Here is a 22041-nt window from a genome sequence, read left to right as displayed (position 1 = left end):
AATACATGCGTATGTTCGCGAATCTTCCATATCGGCAACTGGCTGGCGTTACGGTTTCCCGTGGTAGCCCCTATAGCTTTGCGTCCCCATCTTTCGATGGATTTGCCTTTTTCAATATGAAAATGGATAAAATTGATATACTAGCAAATTTGAGTAAACAAAAAAACTTCTTACCGAAGTAAGAAGTCGCCAAACAACGTAAACGTTGGGCCTCTCTATCGGTAACTGGCTGGCATAGCGAAGTTTTCATCGCCTTAACCCCTGTAGCTTTGCGTCCCTATCTTTCGATAGGTTTGCCTTTATCAATAAGAAGATATTAAAGGTTTGGTAAATATATCAATCTAGCTACTAATAGAATAAGTCTAATAGACTAGATAGTCAACAGTTCTTTGCAAGAATTTGTCGTAATCTTGACGGTGGATTGGAAGTCCCTGAATTTCCGCTCAAAATTATTACTATTCGTCTATATTTCAAGCCGGTTCGGGATAAAGTATAGTCTTCCAGACTTGTTAACAAACGAGGTCCGGCCGTAAGGCAGGGATGGAAAGTTGCAGATATTTCTTCCGGCATCGTTCCGAAAACCGGTAGAGTGATAGAAGATAAGCAAAATGCTATAATTTGCGCCGTTTTTTTGCATCCTCATATGTAGAATGCTGCAGAACAACCGGGACGGAGATTGGGGGGAGAACGAGAAAATCCGGGGTTATTTGACGGGATGGGGAGGAGGAACTATTTTTTGCAAGAGAGCACAAAAGTCCATATAGAAGATCACTTTATTAACGTTACTCCTTCTGGTTAACATAGTAGAATAAGGTGAGACATTACCGATTTTAGAATATTTCAGGAGGATTTACTCATGCCGATTTTTTACGATGACCAGCATGACCTGTTCCATCTGCAAACTAAACATTCGAGCTACATTATTCAACTTGTCCGGGGTTATGCCGCCCATGTATACTACGGCCCGAAACTTCGGCATGACAGTCATTTGGCGGGCATGCTGACTTTTCAGGAGCGAGCCTCGTTCAGTCCGAACCCGGTATCTGACGACAAGTCCATTTCTCTCGATACGCTGCCGCAGGAATATCCGCAATACGGGACGAGCGACTTCCGCAGCCCGGCCTATCAAGTGAAGCTTGCGAACGGGACGAGAGCAACCGAGCTTGTTTACAAATCGCATCGGATCATTCCGGGGAAGCCGCAGTTAACGGGCCTGCCTGCCGTTTATGCCGAGCAGGACGGGGAAGCCGAAACGCTGGAGCTGGAGCTTTGGGATGAGCTTGCGGGAGTAAGCGTGATTTTGAGTTATACGGTATTTGAAAAAGAAAGCGCCATCTCAAGATCGGCTAGATTCGTCAACGAAAGTAACGTAAACGTCCAACTGGAACGGGCGCTCAGCGCTTCGCTCGATTTTCGGGATTCGGAATTCGATTGCTTGTATTTGTCGGGCGCCTGGGCCAGGGAGCGGCATGTCCAACGGAGAAAGCTTGCCCCCGGCTTGACGGGCATATCGAGCCGTAGAGGCTCCAGCTCGCATCAGCAAAATCCGTTTATCGCACTGCTGCGTCCGGATGCGAATGAACGCCAGGGAGAGGTTTACGGTTTCAGCCTCGTTTACAGCGGTAACTTCGTCGCGGAAGCGGAAGTCGAGCAGTTCGGGATGACACGTCTTCAAATCGGTCTCAATCCGTTCGATTTTTCCTGGCTGCTTGAGCCTGGCGAGAGCTTCCAAACACCGGAGGCGGTCATGGTGTACTCGAATGAAGGCTTGGGCGGAATGTCCCGGACCTATCATCGTCTATACCGCACCCGGTTATGCCGCGGACAACATCGGGATCGGGAGCGGCCGATCCTGGTCAACAATTGGGAAGCGACCTATTTTGATTTTAACGCCGATAAGATCGAAGCGATCGCGAAGTCCGGCAGCGAACTCGGTATCGAGCTGTTCGTTCTGGATGACGGCTGGTTCGGCCGGCGCGACAAGGACAACAGCTCGCTCGGTGATTGGTTCGAGGACCGCCGCAAGCTGCCTGAAGGACTTAAAGATCTGGCGGAACGGGTGAGTAAAACCGGTCTTCAATTCGGTCTGTGGGTAGAGCCGGAAATGGTATCCCCGGACAGCGATTTGTACCGCAACCACCCGGATTGGTGCCTGCATGTGCCAGACCGCCGCAGGACGGAAGCCAGGGACCAGCTTGTCCTCGATATGTCCAGGGAGGACGTAAGATCTTATTTGCATGAACGGCTTAGCGACATTTTTAGGACGGTGCCGATCTCTTACGTTAAATGGGATATGAACCGGAACATGACTGAAATCGGTTCGGCCTTGTGCCCTCCCGAACGGCAAAAGGAAACGGCGCATCGTTATATTCTTGGGCTGTACGAGCTGCTCGAGAAATTAACGACGGAATTCCCGAATATTTTGTTCGAAAGCTGCTCGGGCGGAGGAGGCAGATTCGATCCCGGTATGCTGTACTACATGCCTCAGACATGGACGAGTGACGATACCGATGCCGTGGAGCGTTTGAAAATCCAATACGGAACAAGTCTTGTCTATCCTGTATCCACGATGGGTGCGCACGTTTCCGCCGTGCCGAATCACCAGGTCGGGCGGACGACTTCGCTAGAATTCAGAGGCGATGTGGCGATGTCCGGCAATTTCGGCTATGAACTGGATTTAACGAAGTTTACGGACCAGGAGAAGGAGATCGCCAAGCGTCAAATCGCTGCCTATAAGGAAATCCGCGGTTTGGTGCAGCAAGGGGATTTGTACCGCTTGCTCAGTCCGTTCGAAGGCAACGAAACATCGTGGATGTTCGTCAGCCCCGACCGGAATGAAGCGCTTTGGTTCTACTTCAAAGTATTGGCCGAACCGAATGCGCCTCTGAAAAACGTGAAATTGCAGGGTCTTGATCCGGATAAGGACTACCTTCTGGAGACGTCGGGGGAAATCTTCGGCGGGGACCGTTTGATGGCTGCCGGGCTGCCGGTTTCCATGCTTCACGGCGATTTTGCCAGCATGTGGGTGAGACTAAAGGCTGTCCGTTGAAGCTGCAAGTCCGGTAGAATCATAGATGCAACCAAAGAAATCTTGAACGTCACCGTTCGAGATTTCTTTGGTTTATAGCGGCAAAATATGCTATCCTTTAGAGAAAGACCAAGGAAATAATGAATATAGATAAATGAGGTTGAGGAGTCTAGTCTATGAGAGTAATCCTGGTGGATGACGAACGGCTGGCTTTGGATTATTTGGAACGACAATTGCTGAAGCTGGCAATGGATATAGAAATCATTGGTAAATATACGAACCCCTTTGAAGGCCGGCAGGAAACGATTGATCGTCAGCCCGATATTGTATTCCTTGATATTCATCTTCCTGAACTCAACGGGATAGAATTAGCCGAACAAATTTTGGAATTGAGGCCGGAGACGCATGTTGTCTTTGTAACCGCTTATGACGAGTATGCCGTCAAGGCTTTCGAACTCAATGCACTGGATTACATACTTAAGCCGCTCCGCATGGAGCGCCTCGAAAAGACGATGAACCGGATCCGGGAAAACATCGATTCCAAGCAAGTGAATACCGTGGATCAAGAAGCGGCTTCCAGTTTCCGAATTAATATGTTCAGACAATTCAGCGTCGAATTGGAGCCGGGTCAAAGGACGCTCTTGCAATGGAGAACGACCAAGGCCCAGGAATTGTTTTTGTTTTTACTCCAGCACCGGGGCCGTTTGGTTCGTAAATCCACGTTGACGGATTTGCTGTGGTCCGGTTACGAACAGGAAAAAGTCTATTCTCAACTCTATACGACCATTTATCATATTCGCAAGACGTTGAAGCCTTTCGGGAAAAATATTCAGATTGCGAATACGACGGAAGGTTATATTTTAAAGCTGGAACAAACCTGTCTGGATATCGAGGAATGGGAGAACGAGTTGATGTCGCTTCCTCCTGTCTCCGCCAACACCTTGGACGATTATTTGGAACTCATGAAAAAATATGCCGGGGACTATTTGCAGGAGTACGGTTATTGGTGGTCCGAAGCCGAAAGCCAGCGTTACAAGCAGCTTTGGCTCGACGCGTCATACGCCATTGCGGATTGGTATGTGAATAATCATATTTTGGACAAAGCGACTTCTTGCTACCAAAATATGCTGGCCTTGCATCCCCAAGAAGAGAAGGCGCATTTTGAGCTGATGAAAATTTTCGCATCGCAACGAAATCAGGATTTGGTGGAGCGCCAATACCAGGCATTGACTCATGTTCTGGAAAAAGAATTAAACGTACGGCCGAGCGGGTACATATCCGAATGGTACCAAAACTGGGCGGGAAATTTTCATTCGGACGATCGGATCCAATCCGTGGGAAGCTGACATAGAAAATTGAAAGTTGTAAAAGGAAAGGGCCTCTTAGGCTCTCAGGCTGTCGAGAAAGTCTCGACGGCCTTCTTTTGATTCAATTAATTTAAGACGGCACCGCGTTAATGTTGTATAATATATGTAACTACTCATGAACGGATGGTGTTTTTGGTGCTGAGATCTAATCGGGAAAAACAACAAAGCTATGAATTCGTTTCGATCGAAGAACTGGTTCCACAAGATCACTTGCTGCGTAAAGTAGACAAGTATATCGACTTCTCTTTTATTGAAAAAAAGGTTCAGCCCCTGTATTGTGCGGACAATGGACGCCCGGCCATTGATCCAGTCATCCTGTTTAAGATGATTTTTCTCGGCTATTTTTATGGCATTCGCTCCGAACGCCAGTTGGAACGAGAGGTTCAAACCAATTTGGCTTATCGTTGGTTTTTGGGTCTGGGCCTGACCGATAAAGTCCCAGACCATTCGACGATTAGCTGGAACCGGCGAACTCGCTTTAAGGATACGGATATTTTTCAAGAGATCTTTGATGAAATCGTTCTCCAAGCCATTTCACATAAAATGGTGGGCGGACGCGTACTTATCACCGATTCGACTCATGTGAAAGCCAACGCCAACAAGCACCAATATACCAAGCAGGAAGTTCTGCAAAACACCAAGGACTATATTGACGAACTCAATGGAGCCGTCACGGAGGACCGTAAAGCGCATGGAAAAAAGCCCTAAAAGAGCGAGAGGAAGTGAGTGAAACCAAGGAAATTAAAGTGAGCACCACAGATCCAGAGAGCGGCTATATGGTTCGTGACGGAAAGCCAGAAGGGTTCTTTTATCTCGACCACCGGACGGTGGATCTCAAATACAATCTCATTACCGATGTCCACATCACGCCGGGAAATGTCCATGATTCGGTTCCGTATTTATCTCGTTTAGACCGTCAGAGAGAACGTTTTGGTTTTCGAGTAGAAGCTGTAGCGCTGGATTCGGGTTATTTAACGACGCCGATTTGCCGTGGTTTACAAGAACGAAAAATTTTTGCAGTGATTGCACACCGGAGATTTCACCCCAAGCAAGGCCTATTTCCGAAGTGGAAGTTTATTTACGACGCCGAAAACAACACTTATATCTGTCCAGCAGAGCACCGTCTGACATACCGGACGACCGACCGAAAGGGTTACCGACAGTATGCGTCGGACCCGGAGCATTGCAAACAATGTCCTATGCTTGCGCAATGCACTCATTCCCGTAACCACCGAAAGGTGTTGACCCGTCACGTATGGGAGGACAGCAAAGAGTGGGTACGAAACAACCGGCTGAGCCGTGACGGCAAACAGTTGTACCGCAAACGAAAAGAAACGATTGAGCGAAGCTTCGCGGATGCCAAAGAGCTCCATGGGTTTCGCTATTGCCGTTTACGCGGATTGGCTAACGTCAAAGAACAAGCTTTGATGACGGCCGCTGTGCAGAACATGAAGAAGATGGCGATCCATCTGGATCGCCTGGAAAAGTGGGGATGATCCCCTCTTTATAAACCTTGAGAGTACACTGCAAATAAAAAAGAGAAACCCACCGTCTCAAAGACGTGGGTTTCTCGACAATCTGAGGGCCTCTTAGGCTCTTTTTTTTATTCCTTTTCATGATGGCGAACTATTATAAATTGTAGAGAATTTGTCCAGTTCCAGCATTTACTATAATTAGGCGGCGATGCGGGAATTGTCGAATGGAGCGGACAATCGGCTTGGGCCTGTTCACTCTGGGAAATCAAGTTAAACAAAGGAAGGTGAAGAAACCGAACAATGAAGAAAAAAATGTTTGCGCTGGCGATGGCCTTAATCCTTCTTCTCCAGGGGTTGTGGGGAGCAGGGACGGTCACCGCTAATCAGGATGCCTCGTCCGGGCCCTCGGCCGGTACGGTAAGCGTCACGGATGCCACGTACGGCCCCGCCATGCTGATGGCACTGAACCAGGAAAGCATCATTAAGCAGGTTAGGCTGCTGGATCAAAACAATACCGTAATCGATGCGGTTTACAACCCAAACCGTACGGACCGCTCCAAGCCTGGAGATCCGGTTCGGATCGAATACGAATGGGCGTTGGATAACAGCCATACCTATCAAGCCGGGGACAAGTTTGAATTCGATATTCCGCAGGAGTTTACCATCTACAACAAGATTGTCAGCCCGCTGGTCATCGATGACGGTACCGATATCGGGGAATTCACGGTGGAAACCGATGGACATGTCACGATCGTGTTTAACCCGAACGTGAATAATTCCGAAGTCAAAGGAACGATGGAAATCAATACGGAATTCAGCCAGACAAAGATCAAAGGCAGCGTGGAAGTTCCGATCGCCTTCGAAGTCCGCGGCGGAACGCAAGTGGCTAAAGTGATGTTCGAGCCGTTCGGCGGCAAGCTGCTGAAGAAAGACGGAACGGCATATAAAGAACAAAAAATTGATTGGACGCTGGATGTGAACACGAACCTGGACAAACTGTCGCGTCCTGTGGTCTCGGACCGATTCGAGGATGGATTGGAACTGGACCCGGCTTCCGTTAAGGTCTACAGGCTGAATGCCAATGTGGATCGGGAACCGGACGAAGGCGCGGAAATCACCGTATCGGAGGGGAACTTCACGGTTATTCCCGATGCCGGCGGTAAAGCCTTTCAAATTCAGTTTCACGATACCGAGGTTCAATCGGCATACCGGATCAAGTACACGACCCTTGTGAAGGATGAAGTTAAAACGAGTTTCAAGAACCAGGCAAAAGTGACGGATGACAACGCTGTTTCTGCCAATGCCGACAAGACCGTAAACGTAACGCGCGTGCCGCTCGTTTCAAAGGAAGCGCTGAACGGGACCTACGATCAAGTCAGCCAAACGGTAGCCTGGAGAATCAAGTACAATTACGGGGAAAAGACGATTGAACCTGCTGAGGCAGTGGTTGAAGACCGTTTTAACAACGGGGTTCTCTTGGATGGACCTGTCGAAGTGTACCGGCTGGACGGCACCGAGGTACCGTCGAATGAATATTCGGTTGCAGAGGTCAAAGATTCTTCCGTTGGCGGGAAGAACGGATTTACGTTGCGGTTCGGAAACCGCATTGATTCCGCCTATAATATCGAATACAAAACAAAGGCGATCGGCCGTTTATATCAAGATCTCACGGTGACCAATGATGTGTATTCATCATTAAATAAAAGGGAAACTAGAAATTCAGCCCGCTATACGTTTAAAAGCGGCATCGGTGTGAAGTCGTTGATTTTCACCGATTACAGCACAAAGGTTCTTACTTGGGAAATTGTCGTGAATAGCGACAAACAGCCGATGACCAATCTTGAAATCGAGGATACGTTTACCGGAGGCGGATTGACGTTCGTTCCGGGTAGCGTTGAGGTTAAATCATCGGGTTCAAGTGCTGCGATTAACCCTGCCGTTCATGCGCCAAAACCGGGGGAAGGCTTCAAGCTCAGCTTCGCCGGGACATTTAACGAGGAGTATACGATTACCTACAAAACGATTTTTACTCCCGGAAAGTCCACTTACCTGAATACGGCGGAGCTCGATTGGGTTGAAAAGCAAGGCGAATACGATCAGCCGGTAAAGAAACAGGCGAGTTTTTATCCGAATGACTATACGGTGAAGAACGGGAAAAAAGAAGGAGAATACAAGCCTTCCAAAAAGGAACTCACCTGGACCGTATACGCCAATTATAACGGATATACCGTTGACAACGCGGTATTGACGGACGTGCTGCAGAGCGGCCAAACCTTGGTGGGCGGCAGCGTTCATGTTTATCACATGACCGTTGACAAAGACGGGAATCCGGTAAAAGGGACGGAAATCCCGCTCGACCCGAGCAAAATCACTTACGTCGACGGTAAGCTTACCATTGATCTCGGCAACATCGATTCGCCGCGCTGGATCACTTTTGACACGAAGCTGGACCAAATTTTGGTCGCGAAATCTATACCTAACAGGGCTACACTAACCGGCTCGAATGGACCATGGAATTGGGACGCATCGGTATCCATTCCGAACGGTGAAGTGTACGTGAGCAAGGAGGGGGTTCGCGACGGAGACAACATCAATTGGACGATCAAAATTAACGAAGGACAGTCCTATGTGAAAAACGGCAAAATTATAGACACGCCGAGCCCGAATCAAATTTTGATCGAGGACTCCTTCAAGCTTTATAAGGCAAATGTAGATAACTCGGGGAATGTTTCGGAAGGCGATTTGCTGGAGCGCGATAAGTATCAATTGACGTTCCTAACAGACGACCAAACGGGAAGCCAAAGTTTCGAGCTTGTGCTCCCTTCGGAAATCTATAGCGCGTATGTCCTGAAATATTCTTCGGAAATTGCGGTTTCCGTCGACCGTGAGAAAGTGACCAATCAGGTCGAATTTATCGGCGAAGGCGTTTCGGTTGGCACCCGCGAAACCGAGAAATCGATCGAAATTCGCGTGTCTTCCGGTTCCGGTACGGGTTCCGGAGTTCGGGGAGCCCTTGTAATCACCAAAGTGGACGCGGACGATTCGGCCCTCAAGCTGTCTGGCGCCAAATTCAAATTGGTGAACAGCAAAGGCGAAGTCATTGGGGAGAAAACGACGGAAGCCGACGGTACCGTCGAATTTGCCAAACTGCGTTATGACACTTATACTTTGCTGGAAACGGAAGCGCCGATTGGTTATGTACTTAATCCCGCAGGGCTTCAAGTCGTGATCGACAGCACCTTGCAGCAAAGCGGAGGAGTAAAACGCGTTGAAGTCGAGAATGCAAAACAAACCGATCCGGTTGAACCGGTCGGGCATTTGAAAGTTGTGAAGGCGGATAAAGAGGATACTACCCACGTGCTGGGAGGAGCCACTTTTGTTCTCCAGGATGCGAATCAGCAATCCGCGCCTCTAACATTGACGACCGAGGCGGACGGTACGGCAACTTTCGCCGGACTGCCGTACGGGGACTACGTCTTGAAAGAGACGAAAGCACCCGAAGGTTACGTTATGGAAGAAGAAGAGTATCGGATCACGATTGATGCAAATGTCGTCCAAACGAACGATACTTATACTTTCACGGTATTGAATAGCAAGAAACCTGTAGTAGACCCAGGAGATCCAGGAGACCCGGGAGATCCAGGTGATCCAGGTGATCCAGGAGATCCAGGTGATCCGGGAGATCCAGGAGATCCAGGAAACCCAGGAAACCCAGGAAACCCGGGCAATCCGGGAAACCCAGGAAACCCGGGAAATCCTAGCAATCCGGGGAATGGCGGCGATTCCGGGCAGCCGGAAACTCCGTTGACCCCGCCGACAACGCCTTCCGATGAACAAGAAGAAGCGGATGAGGGTGAAGCGGTCGTCACGCCTCCTTCCGATTCGAACCCGTCGAATGGAGGCACGACGCCTGAAGAGGATCCGTCCAAGCATGGGGTAAAGGATGACGGAGGAGAATCGCAAGGGCAAGTCAAAGATAACTCAGGTTCCGATGAAGGTAAGTCGGGAGCCAATGGGGTGAAGGTGCTCCCTAAAACGGGAGAAGCCAGCCATTTGCCGCTGCAATTGGCCGGTGCCGCCCTGATGGGACTGGGACTCGCGTTGCGACTGAAGCATCGCAGAAAGAAAGCGTAAGCTTGAAAAGCAACTTGTTAAAACGAAGAGCGTTTCCGAGCCATGATGTTCGGAAACGCTCTTTTTTTGCCTTACACTCGGGCTTGTTCAGAATTTGTCTAGTTCACTGAACTATATTAAATTATGAATATAGATATTTCCGAAGGTGATCCATGCGAAAACTATCCTATTTCCTCATAATTTTAGGTTTGATCGTATTGTTAGCGCCCAAGTGGTTCGAATGGAGAGCGGATGTGGAGCAGGCCAATTTGCTCCGTGAGGCCGAATCCGCTCAAACCGCATCACAAAGCGAGGATATTCCGGCGAATTTGGCCGAGAGTTACTCCGAGGTTTCACGTATATTGGAGGAAGAGCCGGACGAGGAGGCGCTTGCCGATTCGGCGAACGTTTTGGCCGAGGTCGGAGATTCGATCGCAACGATTGAGATTGAAAAGATTGACCTGAAGCTCCCCGTGTTGGAAGGAGCGACGAAAAAAAACATGAAGCATGCCGCGGCCCATATGTCCGAAACCGCGCCTCTGGGCGGAAACGGAAACGCTGCGATCGCCGCTCACCGGGCCAGAACGGGAGGACGGTTGTTCAACCGCTTGAATGAAGTCGAAATCGGGGATAAGATCGAAATAAGGACTGCAACCGAAACTTATAACTATACGGTGTATCAAAAGAAAGTCGTAAAGCCGACCGACGTTTCCGTTCTGAACGGGTCGGACAGTGACCAAATACTTACTTTAATTACTTGCCATCCTTTAAAAAATCCTACTCACCGTCTTATTGTCCAAGCCAAGCTGGAATCTTAAACGATTCGTTCATCGAAAGGAATTGAATTTCTTTGCCTCAATCTGTTAACGCAATGTCGGAAAAGTTTTCGAAAAAAAGAATGTTTATTGTTTTGACCGTGTTTCTCCTTGTGCTTCTCGGGTTACGCATGCTTTGGTTTAATTTTCGGGTTCCGCCGCCTCATCCACCCATCCAGCAGGGGATTCTGGATTTGCGGGACTGGAACTTCAACGATAACCGGGCGATTCATTTGAACGGAGAATGGGCTTTTTATCCCGGCCGTCTCGTGGATTCCAATGTTCCTGACGATTCATGGGAAAGTAACAAAACGTGGATTCAGGTCCCGGGGAAGTGGAACGGCAACCTGAAATCGGAGTTTGGATACGGCACTTACCGGCTGCGCGTACTGGTTTCGGATACCGACCGGCTTTACGGGCTTCGGATGCTCAGTGCCTACTCCTCGTCACGGATTTTCGTCAACGGGGACATGCTGAAGCAAATGGGCAGCCCCTCCGAAATCAAAAAGGAAAATACGGAGCAGAATATTCCATATACCGTCTTTTTTCATTCCGGTGCCAACGAACTCGAAATTATCGTTCAAGTATCCAATTTTTCTTATCCGGGGACTGGCGGAATTTATCAATCCATGTTGTTCGGGACTGCGGAAGCCGTGTCGAAGGAACATTTTTTCTCCGAGACGATGCAAGTTATCGTTAGCGTGGTAATGCTTCTGCATGCGATATATGCGATAATCCTGTTCTTCCTTGGATACCGAAATAAGGGTCTGATTTATTTTACCGGATTAATTTTTGTGGCTACACTTTCCGTACTCACCGAAGATGATCGACTCCTTTTGACTTGGCTGCCGCTTAATTTCGAATGGGCTTCGAAAATCCGGATTTTGATTTATATGGGCGTCGGCGTATTTTTAATGCTTTGCACGAAGTCGCTGTTAGGACACCGGGAATTGAAGAAGACCACCCGAATTTATCTTGTTTTTTGCTCTATCAGCATCCTGACGGCGATCCTATTGCCGATGGAATATGTACAATTTTCCCGGAAGTTACTGTTGGCGGTATTGTTGGGTTCCGTCTTCATCATCTCCAGAATCAGCTTGATTGTGTTCCGTAAAGGGGAAAAGGCCGCATTTTTCATACTTTTGTCGGCGATGGCGCTTACGATTAACATTGTGGTCGGAGGGTTTCTAAAAGCCCGTTTCTGGCCTGATATGCCTTATTATCCGGTTGATCTTATCGTTGCGTTTCTTGGATTTGCGGGTTACTGGTTTATCCGTTTCATGCAAACTTCCATTGAGGCGACCAAACTGGCGGACGATCTTCGTGCGGCCGACAAAATGAAAGACGATTTCTTGGCGAATACCTCGCACGAGTTGAGAAACCCGCTGCACGGCATGATCAATATGGCGCAAACCGTGTTGGATCGTGAATCGGACAAGCTGAGCGATAATAACCGCGATAATTTGCGCCTTATCATAACGGTGGGGCAAAGGATGTCCTTGTTGCTGAACGATTTGCTGGATGCAGCTTTGCTCCATGAGCGAAATATGCGCTTGAACAAACAAAATGTGCAGCTTCAAGGCGTCGTTACCGGGGTGTTTGACATGCTCCGCTACATGACGGAGGGGAAATCGATCGAATTGATGAATCGGGTCCCTGAGCAGTTTCCGGCCGTGACGGCCGATGAAAACCGCCTCGTTCAAATTATGTTCAATCTTGTACATAATGCGATCAAATATACCAATCAAGGCTATATTTCCGTTGAGGCATACGCCGAGGGGAGTTTGGCGGTCATCCAAGTCAAAGATTCGGGGATGGGGATGGACGAGAAAACCCGCCAGCGGATATTCCGGAGATACGAACAAGGAGAGCAGGGGGCGATGGCCGGCGGCGGCCTTGGGTTGGGGCTAAACATTTGCAAACAATTGATTGAGCTTCATGGGGGAACGCTGGAAGTGGATTCCGTCCCCGACCAAGGTTCCGTCTTTACCTTCACGCTACAGCTCGGAGAAGATTTGCAGGAACCGTCAAACGCTCATTTCTTCCATTCCCATCGCTCTTTTGAAGAAACTGCGGCATCCGGAGAACCGGTACGTCCGAACGATGCAATGATGCCTCCATTGCCTGCTCTTACGGATCGTGGTGAATCTATACCGGGGAGAGCTTATAAACCAAAAATCCTAACGGTAGATGATGATCCTGTCAATTTAAAAATCTTGAGCAACCTGCTTTCAAATGATGGATACGACATTCATCCGGTTGCCAGCGGCAAAGAAGCGTTGGAAAAATTGAATGACGGCGAATGGGACCTGGTGATTGCAGACGTGATGATGCCTTTGATGTCAGGTTATGAATTGACCCGTATGATCCGGGACAAGTACCCGATATCCGAGCTTCCGATCCTGCTGCTGACGGCCAGAAGCCGGCCTGAGGACATCCATGCCGGATTTGCGGCGGGAGCCAACGAGTACGTGAACAAACCCGTGGATTCCGTCGATCTAAGAGCCCGGGTCGGTTCGTTAATCGAATTGAAGCATTCAGTTAAAGAGCGGCTTCGGATGGAAGCTGCATGGCTGCACGCCCAAATTCAGCCGCATTTCCTGTTCAATACGTTGAACTCCATCGCTTCCCTAAGCGATACCGATCCTTTGCGGATGACCAAGCTGCTTGATGAATTCGGCAATTATTTGCATATGAGCTTTCACCTCAAAAATTTGCAGCAGGTGGTTCCTTTCGAGGAGGAATTGGAACTTGTCCGTTCCTACCTTTATATCAAGAAAGAACGGTTCGGTGATCGAATCGATATCAAGTGGGAATTACCGGAATCGTTGCAAGCGGAAATACCTCCATTTTCGATTCAGACCTTGGTTGAGAATGCGGTTCGACACGGGATATTGGCTCGAGCAAGCGGAGGAACGGTGACGATCCGAGTCACGGATGAAGACGACCATCTGACGTTCTCCGTTGAGGATAACGGGATGGGCATCGCCAAAGAAAAGCTGGATCAGTTGCTAACCCATACTGAGGGGGGCATCGGTCTTATCAACACGGATCGGAGATTGAAGCAAATCTATGGCCAAGGACTGCACATTCACAGCATCCAAGGCGAAGGAACCACGGTGTCCTTTTCTATTCCGAAAAACGAAGCAGGGTGATTTTCTTTAAGATAATAGCATGGTTGGTGATGAAAATGACGATTCCTTTGCCTTTTTTATTTTATATTTTGCTCGGAATGGTTGTGGTGGGCACATTCGTTGTCATTATCCATTACAGAAGCCTCATTGCCGAAAGAAATGCCCTCCGGGAATTGGCGTATGTCGACCCTGTCACAGGCCTGTTTAACCGGAACGGCTTTAATAACTTTTGGAAAAACTACAAAGGAAAAGAAAATTTGGCGCTACTCAGTCTGGACTTGGATTATTTTAAAGAAATCAACGATACCTACGGTCATTCTGCGGGGGACCAATTGCTGCGGGAAGTGAGCCAGAACCTGAAACAGATCACGAACAAAAACCAGCTTGCCTTCCGGATGGGAGGAGACGAATTCCTGTTCATTATGAAAAATTGCGACCCGAATCAAGTCGAAATTATGGCCGGATTGATTCTAAATAAGATCAGCAAGCCTTATTATATTCAGGATCGGGACATTTCCGTAACAGGCAGCATTGGGATCAGCATGTGCATTGGATCAGAAGTGGATCCTGCACGTATGCTGGAAGAAGCGGATATTGCGATGTACCATGCCAAACGTTTAGGGAAAAATGCCTATTGCGTTTACGCAAACCGCGGCGCGAAGAAATTGAAGAGCGTATAATCCTTTTTCAAAAAGAGCCCGGGCATTCAATGCCCGGGCTCTTTTGATTACGATTGTTTATCGAAGCATCCCGGAAACATTCCGGTAGAAATCGCGATCCGGTTCCAGCAGTTGATGACATTGATCGCAAAAATCAGATCGGCCGTTTCCTTTTCACTGTAAAATGTCCGGATACGGTTAAAGATCTCTTCGGGAACGCCACGCTCCGAGATCCGGGTGACGGCCTCCGTCAGCTCCAGCACCGCCTTTTCTTGGTCCGTATAACAAGGGGACTCCCTCCAGACGGAGATTAGGGCGATTCTCTGCTCGGTTTCCCCCAGCTTGCGCAGTTCCTTGACGTGCATATCCAGGCAAAACGAGCAGCCGTTAATTTGCGAGGCCCGGATCTTAATTAGTTCGTACGTGATCCGGTCCAGCCCGCTCTCCTTGACGCGGTTTTCCATTTGGCTCATCGCCCGGTATACTTCCGGGTTAGCCGTATAATGATTCATTCTGACGTTCATCATTAATCCCTCCACCATGAAATTCGGATGATTTTGTTTCATCACAAATTAGACAATGAAGGAACGGGATTTGTGACCGGAAAATCAAAAAAAACGAAAAATTTATTTTACGGAAGAAAAGGCCGGGGCGTTTGCGAGTTTGTCCGGATTGGTAATCAGGTAAAGTTTACTGATTTCCCCGTTGTTGCGGCATTCCGCCATAACCGCTTTTACGGGAACCCCGTCGCGATATAACATAATACCGGGCTCGCCGTTCATGAGCATCGGTATCCATTCACCCTGCAACGAGCCCTTGCGGGAAATGCCGTTCCAAAAAGCGATAATCCGCTCCCTGGACAAGATCGGAAATATCGCCGACCGCACTTTTCCTCCGCCATCCGACCACATCACCGCATCCTCGCGGATCATTCCAAAGAGGGAACTGAAGTTTCCGTTTCTCGAAGCTTTAATAAACGCCTGAACCCAGTCGGACACGGCAGGAACCTTCGACGATTTAACTTCATCGGATGCCCCGACTTTTTGCCGGGCACGGCTGAGCAGTTTCCGGCAAGCTACCTCGTTTTTACCCAGAATCTCGGCGATTTCCGAGTAGTCCATGGCGAACGATTCCCGAAGCACGAAGACGGTCCTCTCCTCGGGAGAAAGCTTTTCGAGCATGACCATAAACGCATAGGAGATCTGTTCTTCCCGCAACAGCGGGTCCTCTTCCTTAGAAGGCGATGACGGCTCAAAAACAGGCTCGGGGAGCCAGGTGCCCGTATATGTTTCCCGGGACATTCTCGGGGATTGCAGGGCGTTCAAACTGCGGTTGACGACGGCCCGCCTGAAATAAGCCGCAGGATGATCCACGCGTTCCAGAGCGGTGTCCTTTTCGAACAGAGTAAGGAACGTCTCCTGAACGATATCCTCCGCCTCGGCCCAGGACCCCGTCAGCTTGTAGGCCATCGCCGTCAAGGAAGTACGATGATCCAGGTAAAATTGCTCCAAACGGTTCATTAGGCAAGAAACCTCCTCAGGATTGCATGAGCACTATCACTAGAGTGTGTACCATCATCTACTATACCAAAAGAAATCGAGCTCTGCCCAAGAAATGTAAATGTCTAAATCATGCTATATTAATGACTTGAATATCAAGGTTTGTATTTGAAAAGCCGTATAGAATGATGAATATGCTTACGCAAACATAACATATGAAAATTCGTTCGAATAGGAGTGTATTCTTTGCAGTATACCAATCCCGTAATTTCAGGTTTCTATCCCGATCCCAGCATTTGCCGGGTGGAAGACGATTATTATCTGGTTACCAGCACATTCGAGTATTTTCCGGGCGTTCCCATTTTTCATAGCAAGGATCTTGTTCATTGGCGGCAAATCGGTCATTGCCTGACGACGGAGCGGCAATTGCCGCTTGAAAACTGCTGGAGCTCCGGGGGAATCTACGCGCCCACGCTGCGTTATCATAATGGATGGTTTTATATGGTCACTACGAACGTCAGCGCAAACGGCAATTTTTTTGTCAAAGCCCGAAACCCGGAAGGTCCTTGGTCCGATCCGATTCTGGTTAAGCAGAACGGCATCGACCCGTCTCTGTTATTCGACGACGACGGGCGGGTTTATTTTCAATCCGCTCGCGACGGGGAGGAAGGAAACGGCATATATCAATGTGAAATCGACATAGCCAACGGCGAAATGCTGACGGAAAGCCGCTTGATTTGGAGCGGAACCGGCGGTGCGCATCCCGAAGCCCCTCATTTATATAAAATAAACGGCCTGTATTATTTAATGATCGCCGAAGGCGGCACCGAATACGGGCACATGGTGACCATTGCCCGAAGCGAAAATCCGTATGGTCCCTTTATATCTTGTCCCTATAATCCGATTCTTTCGAACCGAAGCAGAAGCAGCCTCATTCACGCGACAGGACATGCGGATATCATACAGATCCAGGATGGGACCTGGTGGTCCGTTTGTTTGGGAATCCGCCCGGTTTCCTATCCGATGGGTCATCATCTTGGCCGGGAGGTTTTCCTCGCGCCCGTGACCTGGACGGACGACGGCTGGCCGATCCTGGGGCAAAACACGCGGATGGAAATGGTGATGGACGCACCGAGTTTGCCCGAGGTTCGCTGGCCGGATAAGCCGATTCGTGACGACTTTCAGTTTTCCCGGTTGGGCATGGATTGGATCTTTTTGCGGAACCCCAAGCCGGGAAGCTGGTCCTTGGACGAACGGCCCGGTTATCTGACGCTGCGTGGAAACGAAACAACCTTAGATGATACCGGATCTCCCGCATTTGTTGGCAGGCGCCTCTGCCATTTTCGTTGCGACCTCGAGACGGTGATGGAATTTGAACCGCAAACCAATGGGGAGGAAGCCGGAATCAGCGTTTTTAAAAATGATAAATTTCACTACGATCTTGCCGTTAAACTCGTCGATGGGCGCAAAATGGCGGTATTCCGCAAAACCGTCGGCTCGATGAAAACGGAAGAGGCGAGAGAATGCCCGGCTGGCCCGATTCTATTAAAAGTAGAGGCAAGACCGGAAAAATTCGTTTTTTCATTACGGACGCAAGACACGGAGAGGGTCGAAATGGGATGGGGCGAATCTCATTTTCTCTCCACGGAAGTTTCCGGCGGGTTTACCGGTGTCATTGTAGCGATGTATTCCGCCTGCGATAAGGGATCTTCCGCACCCGCTCAGTTCGATTGGTTCGATTATTTGGTTACGGATTGAACTTCAATTTTCGCCAAGCGTGTGGAGAAGGGCATTTTTTGAAACCGGCAGCGGCTCGTTTGAGCCTGCTGCCTTTTTTGGCTCACGAATGCTGCTTTCGGTATGATTTCGGCGATACTCCATAGAGCTTTTTGAATAACCGTGCAAAATAATTGCTGTCGTTAAACCCGCACTCGAACGAAATTTGAGTAACCGGAAGTGTGGTCCGCTTCAGCAGCGTACATGCCCTTTCCGCCCGAAGGCGCTGTAAATACGCAATGGGAGTCGTTTGATAATAGGCTTGAAAAATACGGTTTAAATGTCTGACCGAAATGCCCGATTTGGATGCGATCGTGTCCAGGGATACGGGTTCCAGATAGTGCTCTTCGATATAGGAGATCGCGTTGGCAAGATGCATCAGGCTGTTATCCACGCCTTTCTCCTGGTTGTCGTATTGTCTGGATAAATAGACGACCAACTCCATAAATCGCGAAGCGAGCATGGTCTGATAGCCTTGAAGTTTATTTTGATACTCTTCGATCATCACGGAAACGAGCGAGGACACATATTCCAGGCTTGAAATCGACATGTTCAGCTTGCTCTTGTATGCGTGGATATTTCGATAGAACGGTTCCAGGATGAACAGGGCTTGAAACCCATTGGATATTCTGAGATCCTGCCCGGCCGATTTAAGCATCTCGGATTTAAACATAATATTGCAAATTTTGAAATCATGCGGGTCTTTGTAAGAATGCGCGGTCCTGCCGTTGATGACGAATGCATTCCCTTTCTTGATAAAGGATTCCTCGCTATTGACGACATGGGTAGCATGGCCGTTCAGCACGATGACCAGCTCGGAGAAGTCCGCATGCCGATGATGGGAAGTATCTTCTTCGTGACCTCCGTACTGAATATAAAACGGGAATTGTTCATCCGATGTAAACCAGTTCAAATATACGTTATTCATAGGGTCTCCCAATTTACGTTTTTATGTCTATATCGTGCTATTGAATGACTCAAAAATCAAGGTTTGATTTTAACCTGCGAGATAAACTTTAAATGTAAAAGGCGGAAACAATATGGTTTTTAATTCTTTTTAACTTGTTAGGGGGAGATATTTGATGATTCGCGAGAAAAGAAAAAAGCTTGGAATCTTGCTTCTTGCAAGCTTGCTGCTGATCACGGCGGGATGCGGAAGTTCAGGTAACGGTACGGCAGGCGGTAAGGATGAATCTGGCGGGGATCCCACAAGCCCGATCACGTTTTCATTTTTCGGTGCCGATGCCAGTCCAAACTGGAACAAAATGCAAGATGACGTCGGAAAACAAATTACCGCAAAAACCGGCGTTACGCTTGAAGCCGAATACGATGTCGGAAGCGGCGGCGGACAGAGCAAAATCGCCTTGATGGCTGCGAGCGGGGATTATCCCGACCTGATTTATGCCAAGGGCGAGCTCGGCAAACTGGTTGATGCCGGCGCGATTATCGATTTGACGGATCTGATCGATAAACATGCTCCGAATATTAAGAAGGTCATGGAAAAGAACATGAACCGAATGAAATACAGCAATGACGATCCGGCCATCTATTCGATTCCGACGAATGTCGGAGTGGATGAGCAGGTTTTCGATGCGACCAGCGGATTCCAGGTCCAGCTCCGCGTATTGAAAGAGCTTGGATATCCGCAAATCAAAACCGTGCAGGATTTTGAAAACGTACTCAAACAATATGTGGCTAAACATCCGACAACAGATGGGAATCCGACCATTCCGCTCACGCTAAATGCGGACAGCTGGAAAATGTTGATAACGGTTACAAATCAGGCCGTCAACACGACAGGAGCACCGGGGGATGGCGAATATTACGTAAACCCGGATACTTATGAAGCTATGCTTCACTACAAACGTCCGGAAGAAAGAGATTATTTCCGTTGGTTGAACCATATGTACAATGAGGGTTTGCTTGACAAGGACTCCTTCGTGCAAAAGGAAGACCAATACAAAGCGAAAATCGCCAGCGGCCGCGTACTCGGCCTCACTTCGGTAGAGTGGGAATACCAGGATGCAGAGAACGCTCTGAAAACGGCAGGTAAAGACGATTACACCTACGGGCATTTCCCCGTGACGATGAACGAGCAATATAAGGTTCATGCTATGCAATCCATCGGCGTCGATGGGTACGGTATCAGCATTACGACCGCTTGCAAGGATCCGGTGCGCGCCATTCAATTTTTGGATTGGCTCTCCTCCGAGGAAGGACAAATACTGAGAAACTGGGGGCTTGAGGGAAAACATTACAACATCGAGGATGGCAAGCGCGTGATTCCTACGGATGTGCTTGACCGGAAGGTGAACGATGCGACGAATTTCTCCAAAGAGACCGGTATCGGATTGTATTCGATTTTCGGGGTTCGCTACGGGGATGGAGTCAAAGATTCGACCGACAATTATTACACGACGAACTTCCCAGATCAAATTGTATCCAGTTATTCCGAGGCCGAAAAAGAGGCTTTAGCGGCATACGGTGCGACGACTTGGAAGGATCTGTTCCCAAGCGAAAAGGAACTTCCCGTCAAAGAATGGGGCGCTTTGTACAACATGCAAGTTCCGACGGACGGAGATTATCAAGTCATCTATCAAAAAACGCAGGACATTGTCTACAAAAAAATTCCGGAAGCGGTTTTGGCCAAACCGGGTGAATTCGACCGAATCTACGATGAATTTATTGCCGAGCTTAATAAAGCGGGAGCCGAGAAGATGGAGAAAGAATATACGGAGCTTGTGAAAGAAAGAGTCTCTCTTTTCACCGGAAAGGAGATTCAATAAATTAAAATGAACCTTGCCCCGTTCTCGATGGGCAAGGTTCATTTGACTTAAAATTTGAAAATTTGAATCGTCTTTTGAAGCTGGAACACCGCGTTTTTCATCGCTTCCGCCTCGTCGGCCATCGCCTGGATCGAGGTAATTTGCTCGTTCATCGAGGCGGATACTTGCTCCGTACCGGCCGCGGACTGTTGCGTAATCGCCGAGATGTTCTGAATCGCGGAGGAAATATGATGCGCGCTTTCCAGCATCGATTCGCTTTCTTTGGAGAAGGCGGCGATTTGCTCCGTAATATACTGCACGCTCTGAACGATTTCCGAGAAAATTTGCTCCGTCTCGCGAATCATTTCATTTTGTTGGCGGACGACGTCTTCATTGATCTTGATATTTGTTCCGGCAAGCTTGACGTCCTGCTCGATGCTGCGGACAAGGTTAAACACTTCCTTGGTAGAGGTCGTTGCTTCCTCGGCCAATTTGCGGACCTCATGGGCAACGACGGCAAAGCCTGCGCCATGCTCGCCGGCACGGGCCGCTTCGATCGAAGCGTTGAGGGACAGCAAATTGGTTTGTTCGGCGATTTCCGAGATCGTAGCCGTAATTTTGGTAATTCCCCGGGCGTTTTTGGCAAGCGCGTCGATCGATTCCGCCACTTTGGAGGTCGCTTCGATATTCCGGCGCATTCCGTCAGCTTGCATGGATACGGAATCGCGTCCTTGTTCCACCAGCTTCAACATCTCTCCGGAGCGGCTCTTCATTTCGTGCGTGGAATCCGTATAATTGCTTACTTTGAGTTCGATTTCGCCGATGGAGTCCTTCATGCTTCCCACTTCTTCGGAAATTTCATTGGCCCCGAGCGCAAGCTCGTTGGAAGAATGGGTTACTTGAGTCATGACGCTGATGAGCTCCTGGTTCCGTTCGGATATGGAACGGCTGGAATCCATAACCTTGCGGGTAATTTCGGAGGTCTCCTGCAATATTTTGCGAAGCTTGTCAACCATGCTGTTAAAGGAGCGGTTCAGATCCTCCAGACCACCGGATTCCATAATGCGCGCGGTGAAGTCGCCTTTGGCGATTTTCACGGAAGCGTTGGAAATGTCATTAAATGACGAGGTGAGCGCATTTTGCAGATAGCGGGTAAGCGGATACGTAAGCGCTGCCAAAACAACGATAAGAATGGCTCCCGCAAGAAGTTTGCCGACCAGAGCGAATACGATAAGGCCCGGAATAGCAAACAGAGAGGCAACGAGATAACAAGCGGCCGAAATCTTCTTGGAAAGGGGAAGTCCGTTGAACCATGACATATGTATCACTCACTCCTTAAGTAGTAGGATATATCTACCATCAGTATACCATTTGATTGGAAATTGGGGTAGGACTAAATGATGAGAAATT

13 protein-coding genes and 2 riboswitches are annotated in these 22041 nt (G+C 48.8%); of the genes, 9 read left to right on the top strand and 4 right to left on the bottom strand.

The window, feature by feature from the left end; all coding sequences use genetic code 11:
* Positions 1-30: 30 nt before the first annotated feature.
* Positions 31-117: riboswitch (cyclic di-GMP riboswitch) on the bottom strand.
* Positions 118-217: 100 nt separating this feature from the next.
* Positions 218-308: riboswitch (cyclic di-GMP riboswitch) on the bottom strand.
* 548 nt (positions 309-856) lie between these two features.
* From ACSFXJ_RS16135 to ACSFXJ_RS16105, 7 genes are all read left to right on the top strand, one after another.
* A complete protein-coding gene (locus ACSFXJ_RS16135; RefSeq protein WP_435921352.1) occupies positions 857-3049 on the top strand; it encodes an alpha-galactosidase in 2193 nt (730 codons plus the stop codon).
* Positions 3050-3204: 155 nt separating this feature from the next.
* Positions 3205-4374, top strand: coding sequence for a response regulator (locus tag ACSFXJ_RS16130; RefSeq protein ID WP_435921351.1), 1170 nt, complete (start codon positions 3205-3207; stop codon positions 4372-4374).
* A 156-nt stretch (positions 4375-4530) separates the two neighbouring features.
* Positions 4531-5891 (top strand): IS1182 family transposase gene (locus tag ACSFXJ_RS16125; RefSeq protein WP_435921350.1). Its coding sequence is split into 2 segments (ribosomal slippage): positions 4531-5101 and positions 5101-5891, totalling 1362 coding nucleotides; the frame shifts between segments, so codons are not numbered across the junction.
* A 279-nt stretch (positions 5892-6170) separates the two neighbouring features.
* A complete protein-coding gene (locus ACSFXJ_RS16120) occupies positions 6171-10004 on the top strand; it encodes a collagen binding domain-containing protein (RefSeq protein ID WP_435921349.1) in 3834 nt (1277 codons plus the stop codon).
* 152 nt (positions 10005-10156) lie between these two features.
* Positions 10157-10801: a class D sortase gene (locus ACSFXJ_RS16115; RefSeq protein ID WP_435921348.1), complete on the top strand. Its 645-nt coding sequence runs from the start codon at positions 10157-10159 to the stop codon at positions 10799-10801.
* Between the two features lie 191 nt (positions 10802-10992).
* Entirely contained in the window at positions 10993-13953 is a 2961-nt protein-coding gene (locus tag ACSFXJ_RS16110) for a hybrid sensor histidine kinase/response regulator (protein ID WP_435921347.1), read from the top strand.
* 29 nt (positions 13954-13982) lie between these two features.
* Positions 13983-14612: a GGDEF domain-containing protein gene (locus ACSFXJ_RS16105; RefSeq protein WP_435921346.1), complete on the top strand. Its 630-nt coding sequence runs from the start codon at positions 13983-13985 to the stop codon at positions 14610-14612.
* Positions 14613-14659: 47 nt separating this feature from the next.
* On the opposite strand, the gene ACSFXJ_RS16100 is transcribed toward ACSFXJ_RS16105, so the two are convergent.
* Both ACSFXJ_RS16100 and ACSFXJ_RS16095 read right to left on the bottom strand, forming a co-directional pair.
* A complete protein-coding gene (locus ACSFXJ_RS16100) occupies positions 14660-15115 on the bottom strand; it encodes a carboxymuconolactone decarboxylase family protein (protein WP_435925784.1) in 456 nt (151 codons plus the stop codon).
* A 102-nt stretch (positions 15116-15217) separates the two neighbouring features.
* Positions 15218-16111 carry a sigma-70 family RNA polymerase sigma factor gene (locus tag ACSFXJ_RS16095; RefSeq protein WP_435921345.1) on the bottom strand — a complete coding sequence of 298 codons (894 nt, stop codon included), beginning with the start codon at positions 16109-16111 and terminating at the stop codon, positions 15218-15220.
* Between the two features lie 225 nt (positions 16112-16336).
* On the opposite strand from ACSFXJ_RS16095, the gene ACSFXJ_RS16090 reads away from it, so the two are divergent.
* Positions 16337-17848: a glycoside hydrolase family 43 protein gene (locus ACSFXJ_RS16090; protein WP_435921344.1), complete on the top strand. Its 1512-nt coding sequence runs from the start codon at positions 16337-16339 to the stop codon at positions 17846-17848.
* Between the two features lie 82 nt (positions 17849-17930).
* Here the strand turns inward: ACSFXJ_RS16090 and ACSFXJ_RS16085 are convergent, their stop codons facing one another.
* Positions 17931-18794 carry a helix-turn-helix domain-containing protein gene (locus tag ACSFXJ_RS16085; protein WP_435921343.1) on the bottom strand — a complete coding sequence of 288 codons (864 nt, stop codon included), beginning with the start codon at positions 18792-18794 and terminating at the stop codon, positions 17931-17933.
* A gap of 154 nt (positions 18795-18948) precedes the next feature.
* On the opposite strand from ACSFXJ_RS16085, the gene ACSFXJ_RS16080 reads away from it, so the two are divergent.
* Positions 18949-20652, top strand: coding sequence for an ABC transporter substrate-binding protein (locus ACSFXJ_RS16080; protein ID WP_435921342.1), 1704 nt, complete (start codon positions 18949-18951; stop codon positions 20650-20652).
* 47 nt (positions 20653-20699) lie between these two features.
* Here the strand turns inward: ACSFXJ_RS16080 and ACSFXJ_RS16075 are convergent, their stop codons facing one another.
* Positions 20700-21950, bottom strand: coding sequence for a methyl-accepting chemotaxis protein (locus tag ACSFXJ_RS16075; protein WP_435921341.1), 1251 nt, complete (start codon positions 21948-21950; stop codon positions 20700-20702).
* Between the last annotated feature and the right edge of the window lie 91 nt (positions 21951-22041).

Origin of the sequence: Paenibacillus salivarius (assembly GCF_051307165.1) — a bacterium.
Classification (GTDB): Bacteria; Bacillota; Bacilli; order Paenibacillales; family Paenibacillaceae; genus Fontibacillus.
Note: the sequence above shows the minus strand (reverse complement) of the source record. Positions and strands in the feature narration are given on the sequence as shown.

What these genes read in the sequence shown, in the direction of transcription:
- ACSFXJ_RS16135 (WP_435921352.1), top strand. Translation starts at nt 857, where the DNA reads ATGCCGATTTTTTACGATGACCAGCATGACCTGTTCCATCTGCAAACT.
- ACSFXJ_RS16130 (WP_435921351.1), top strand. Translation starts at nt 3,205, where the DNA reads ATGAGAGTAATCCTGGTGGATGACGAACGGCTGGCTTTGGATTATTTG.
- ACSFXJ_RS16120 (WP_435921349.1), top strand. Translation starts at nt 6,171, where the DNA reads ATGAAGAAAAAAATGTTTGCGCTGGCGATGGCCTTAATCCTTCTTCTC.
- ACSFXJ_RS16115 (WP_435921348.1), top strand. Translation starts at nt 10,157, where the DNA reads ATGCGAAAACTATCCTATTTCCTCATAATTTTAGGTTTGATCGTATTG.
- ACSFXJ_RS16105 (WP_435921346.1), top strand. Translation starts at nt 13,983, where the DNA reads ATGAAAATGACGATTCCTTTGCCTTTTTTATTTTATATTTTGCTCGGA.
- ACSFXJ_RS16100 (WP_435925784.1), bottom strand. Translation starts at nt 15,115, where the DNA reads ATGAACGTCAGAATGAATCATTATACGGCTAACCCGGAAGTATACCGG.
- ACSFXJ_RS16095 (WP_435921345.1), bottom strand. Translation starts at nt 16,111, where the DNA reads ATGAACCGTTTGGAGCAATTTTACCTGGATCATCGTACTTCCTTGACG.
- ACSFXJ_RS16085 (WP_435921343.1), bottom strand. Translation starts at nt 18,794, where the DNA reads ATGAATAACGTATATTTGAACTGGTTTACATCGGATGAACAATTCCCG.
- ACSFXJ_RS16080 (WP_435921342.1), top strand. Translation starts at nt 18,949, where the DNA reads ATGATTCGCGAGAAAAGAAAAAAGCTTGGAATCTTGCTTCTTGCAAGC.
- ACSFXJ_RS16075 (WP_435921341.1), bottom strand. Translation starts at nt 21,950, where the DNA reads ATGTCATGGTTCAACGGACTTCCCCTTTCCAAGAAGATTTCGGCCGCT.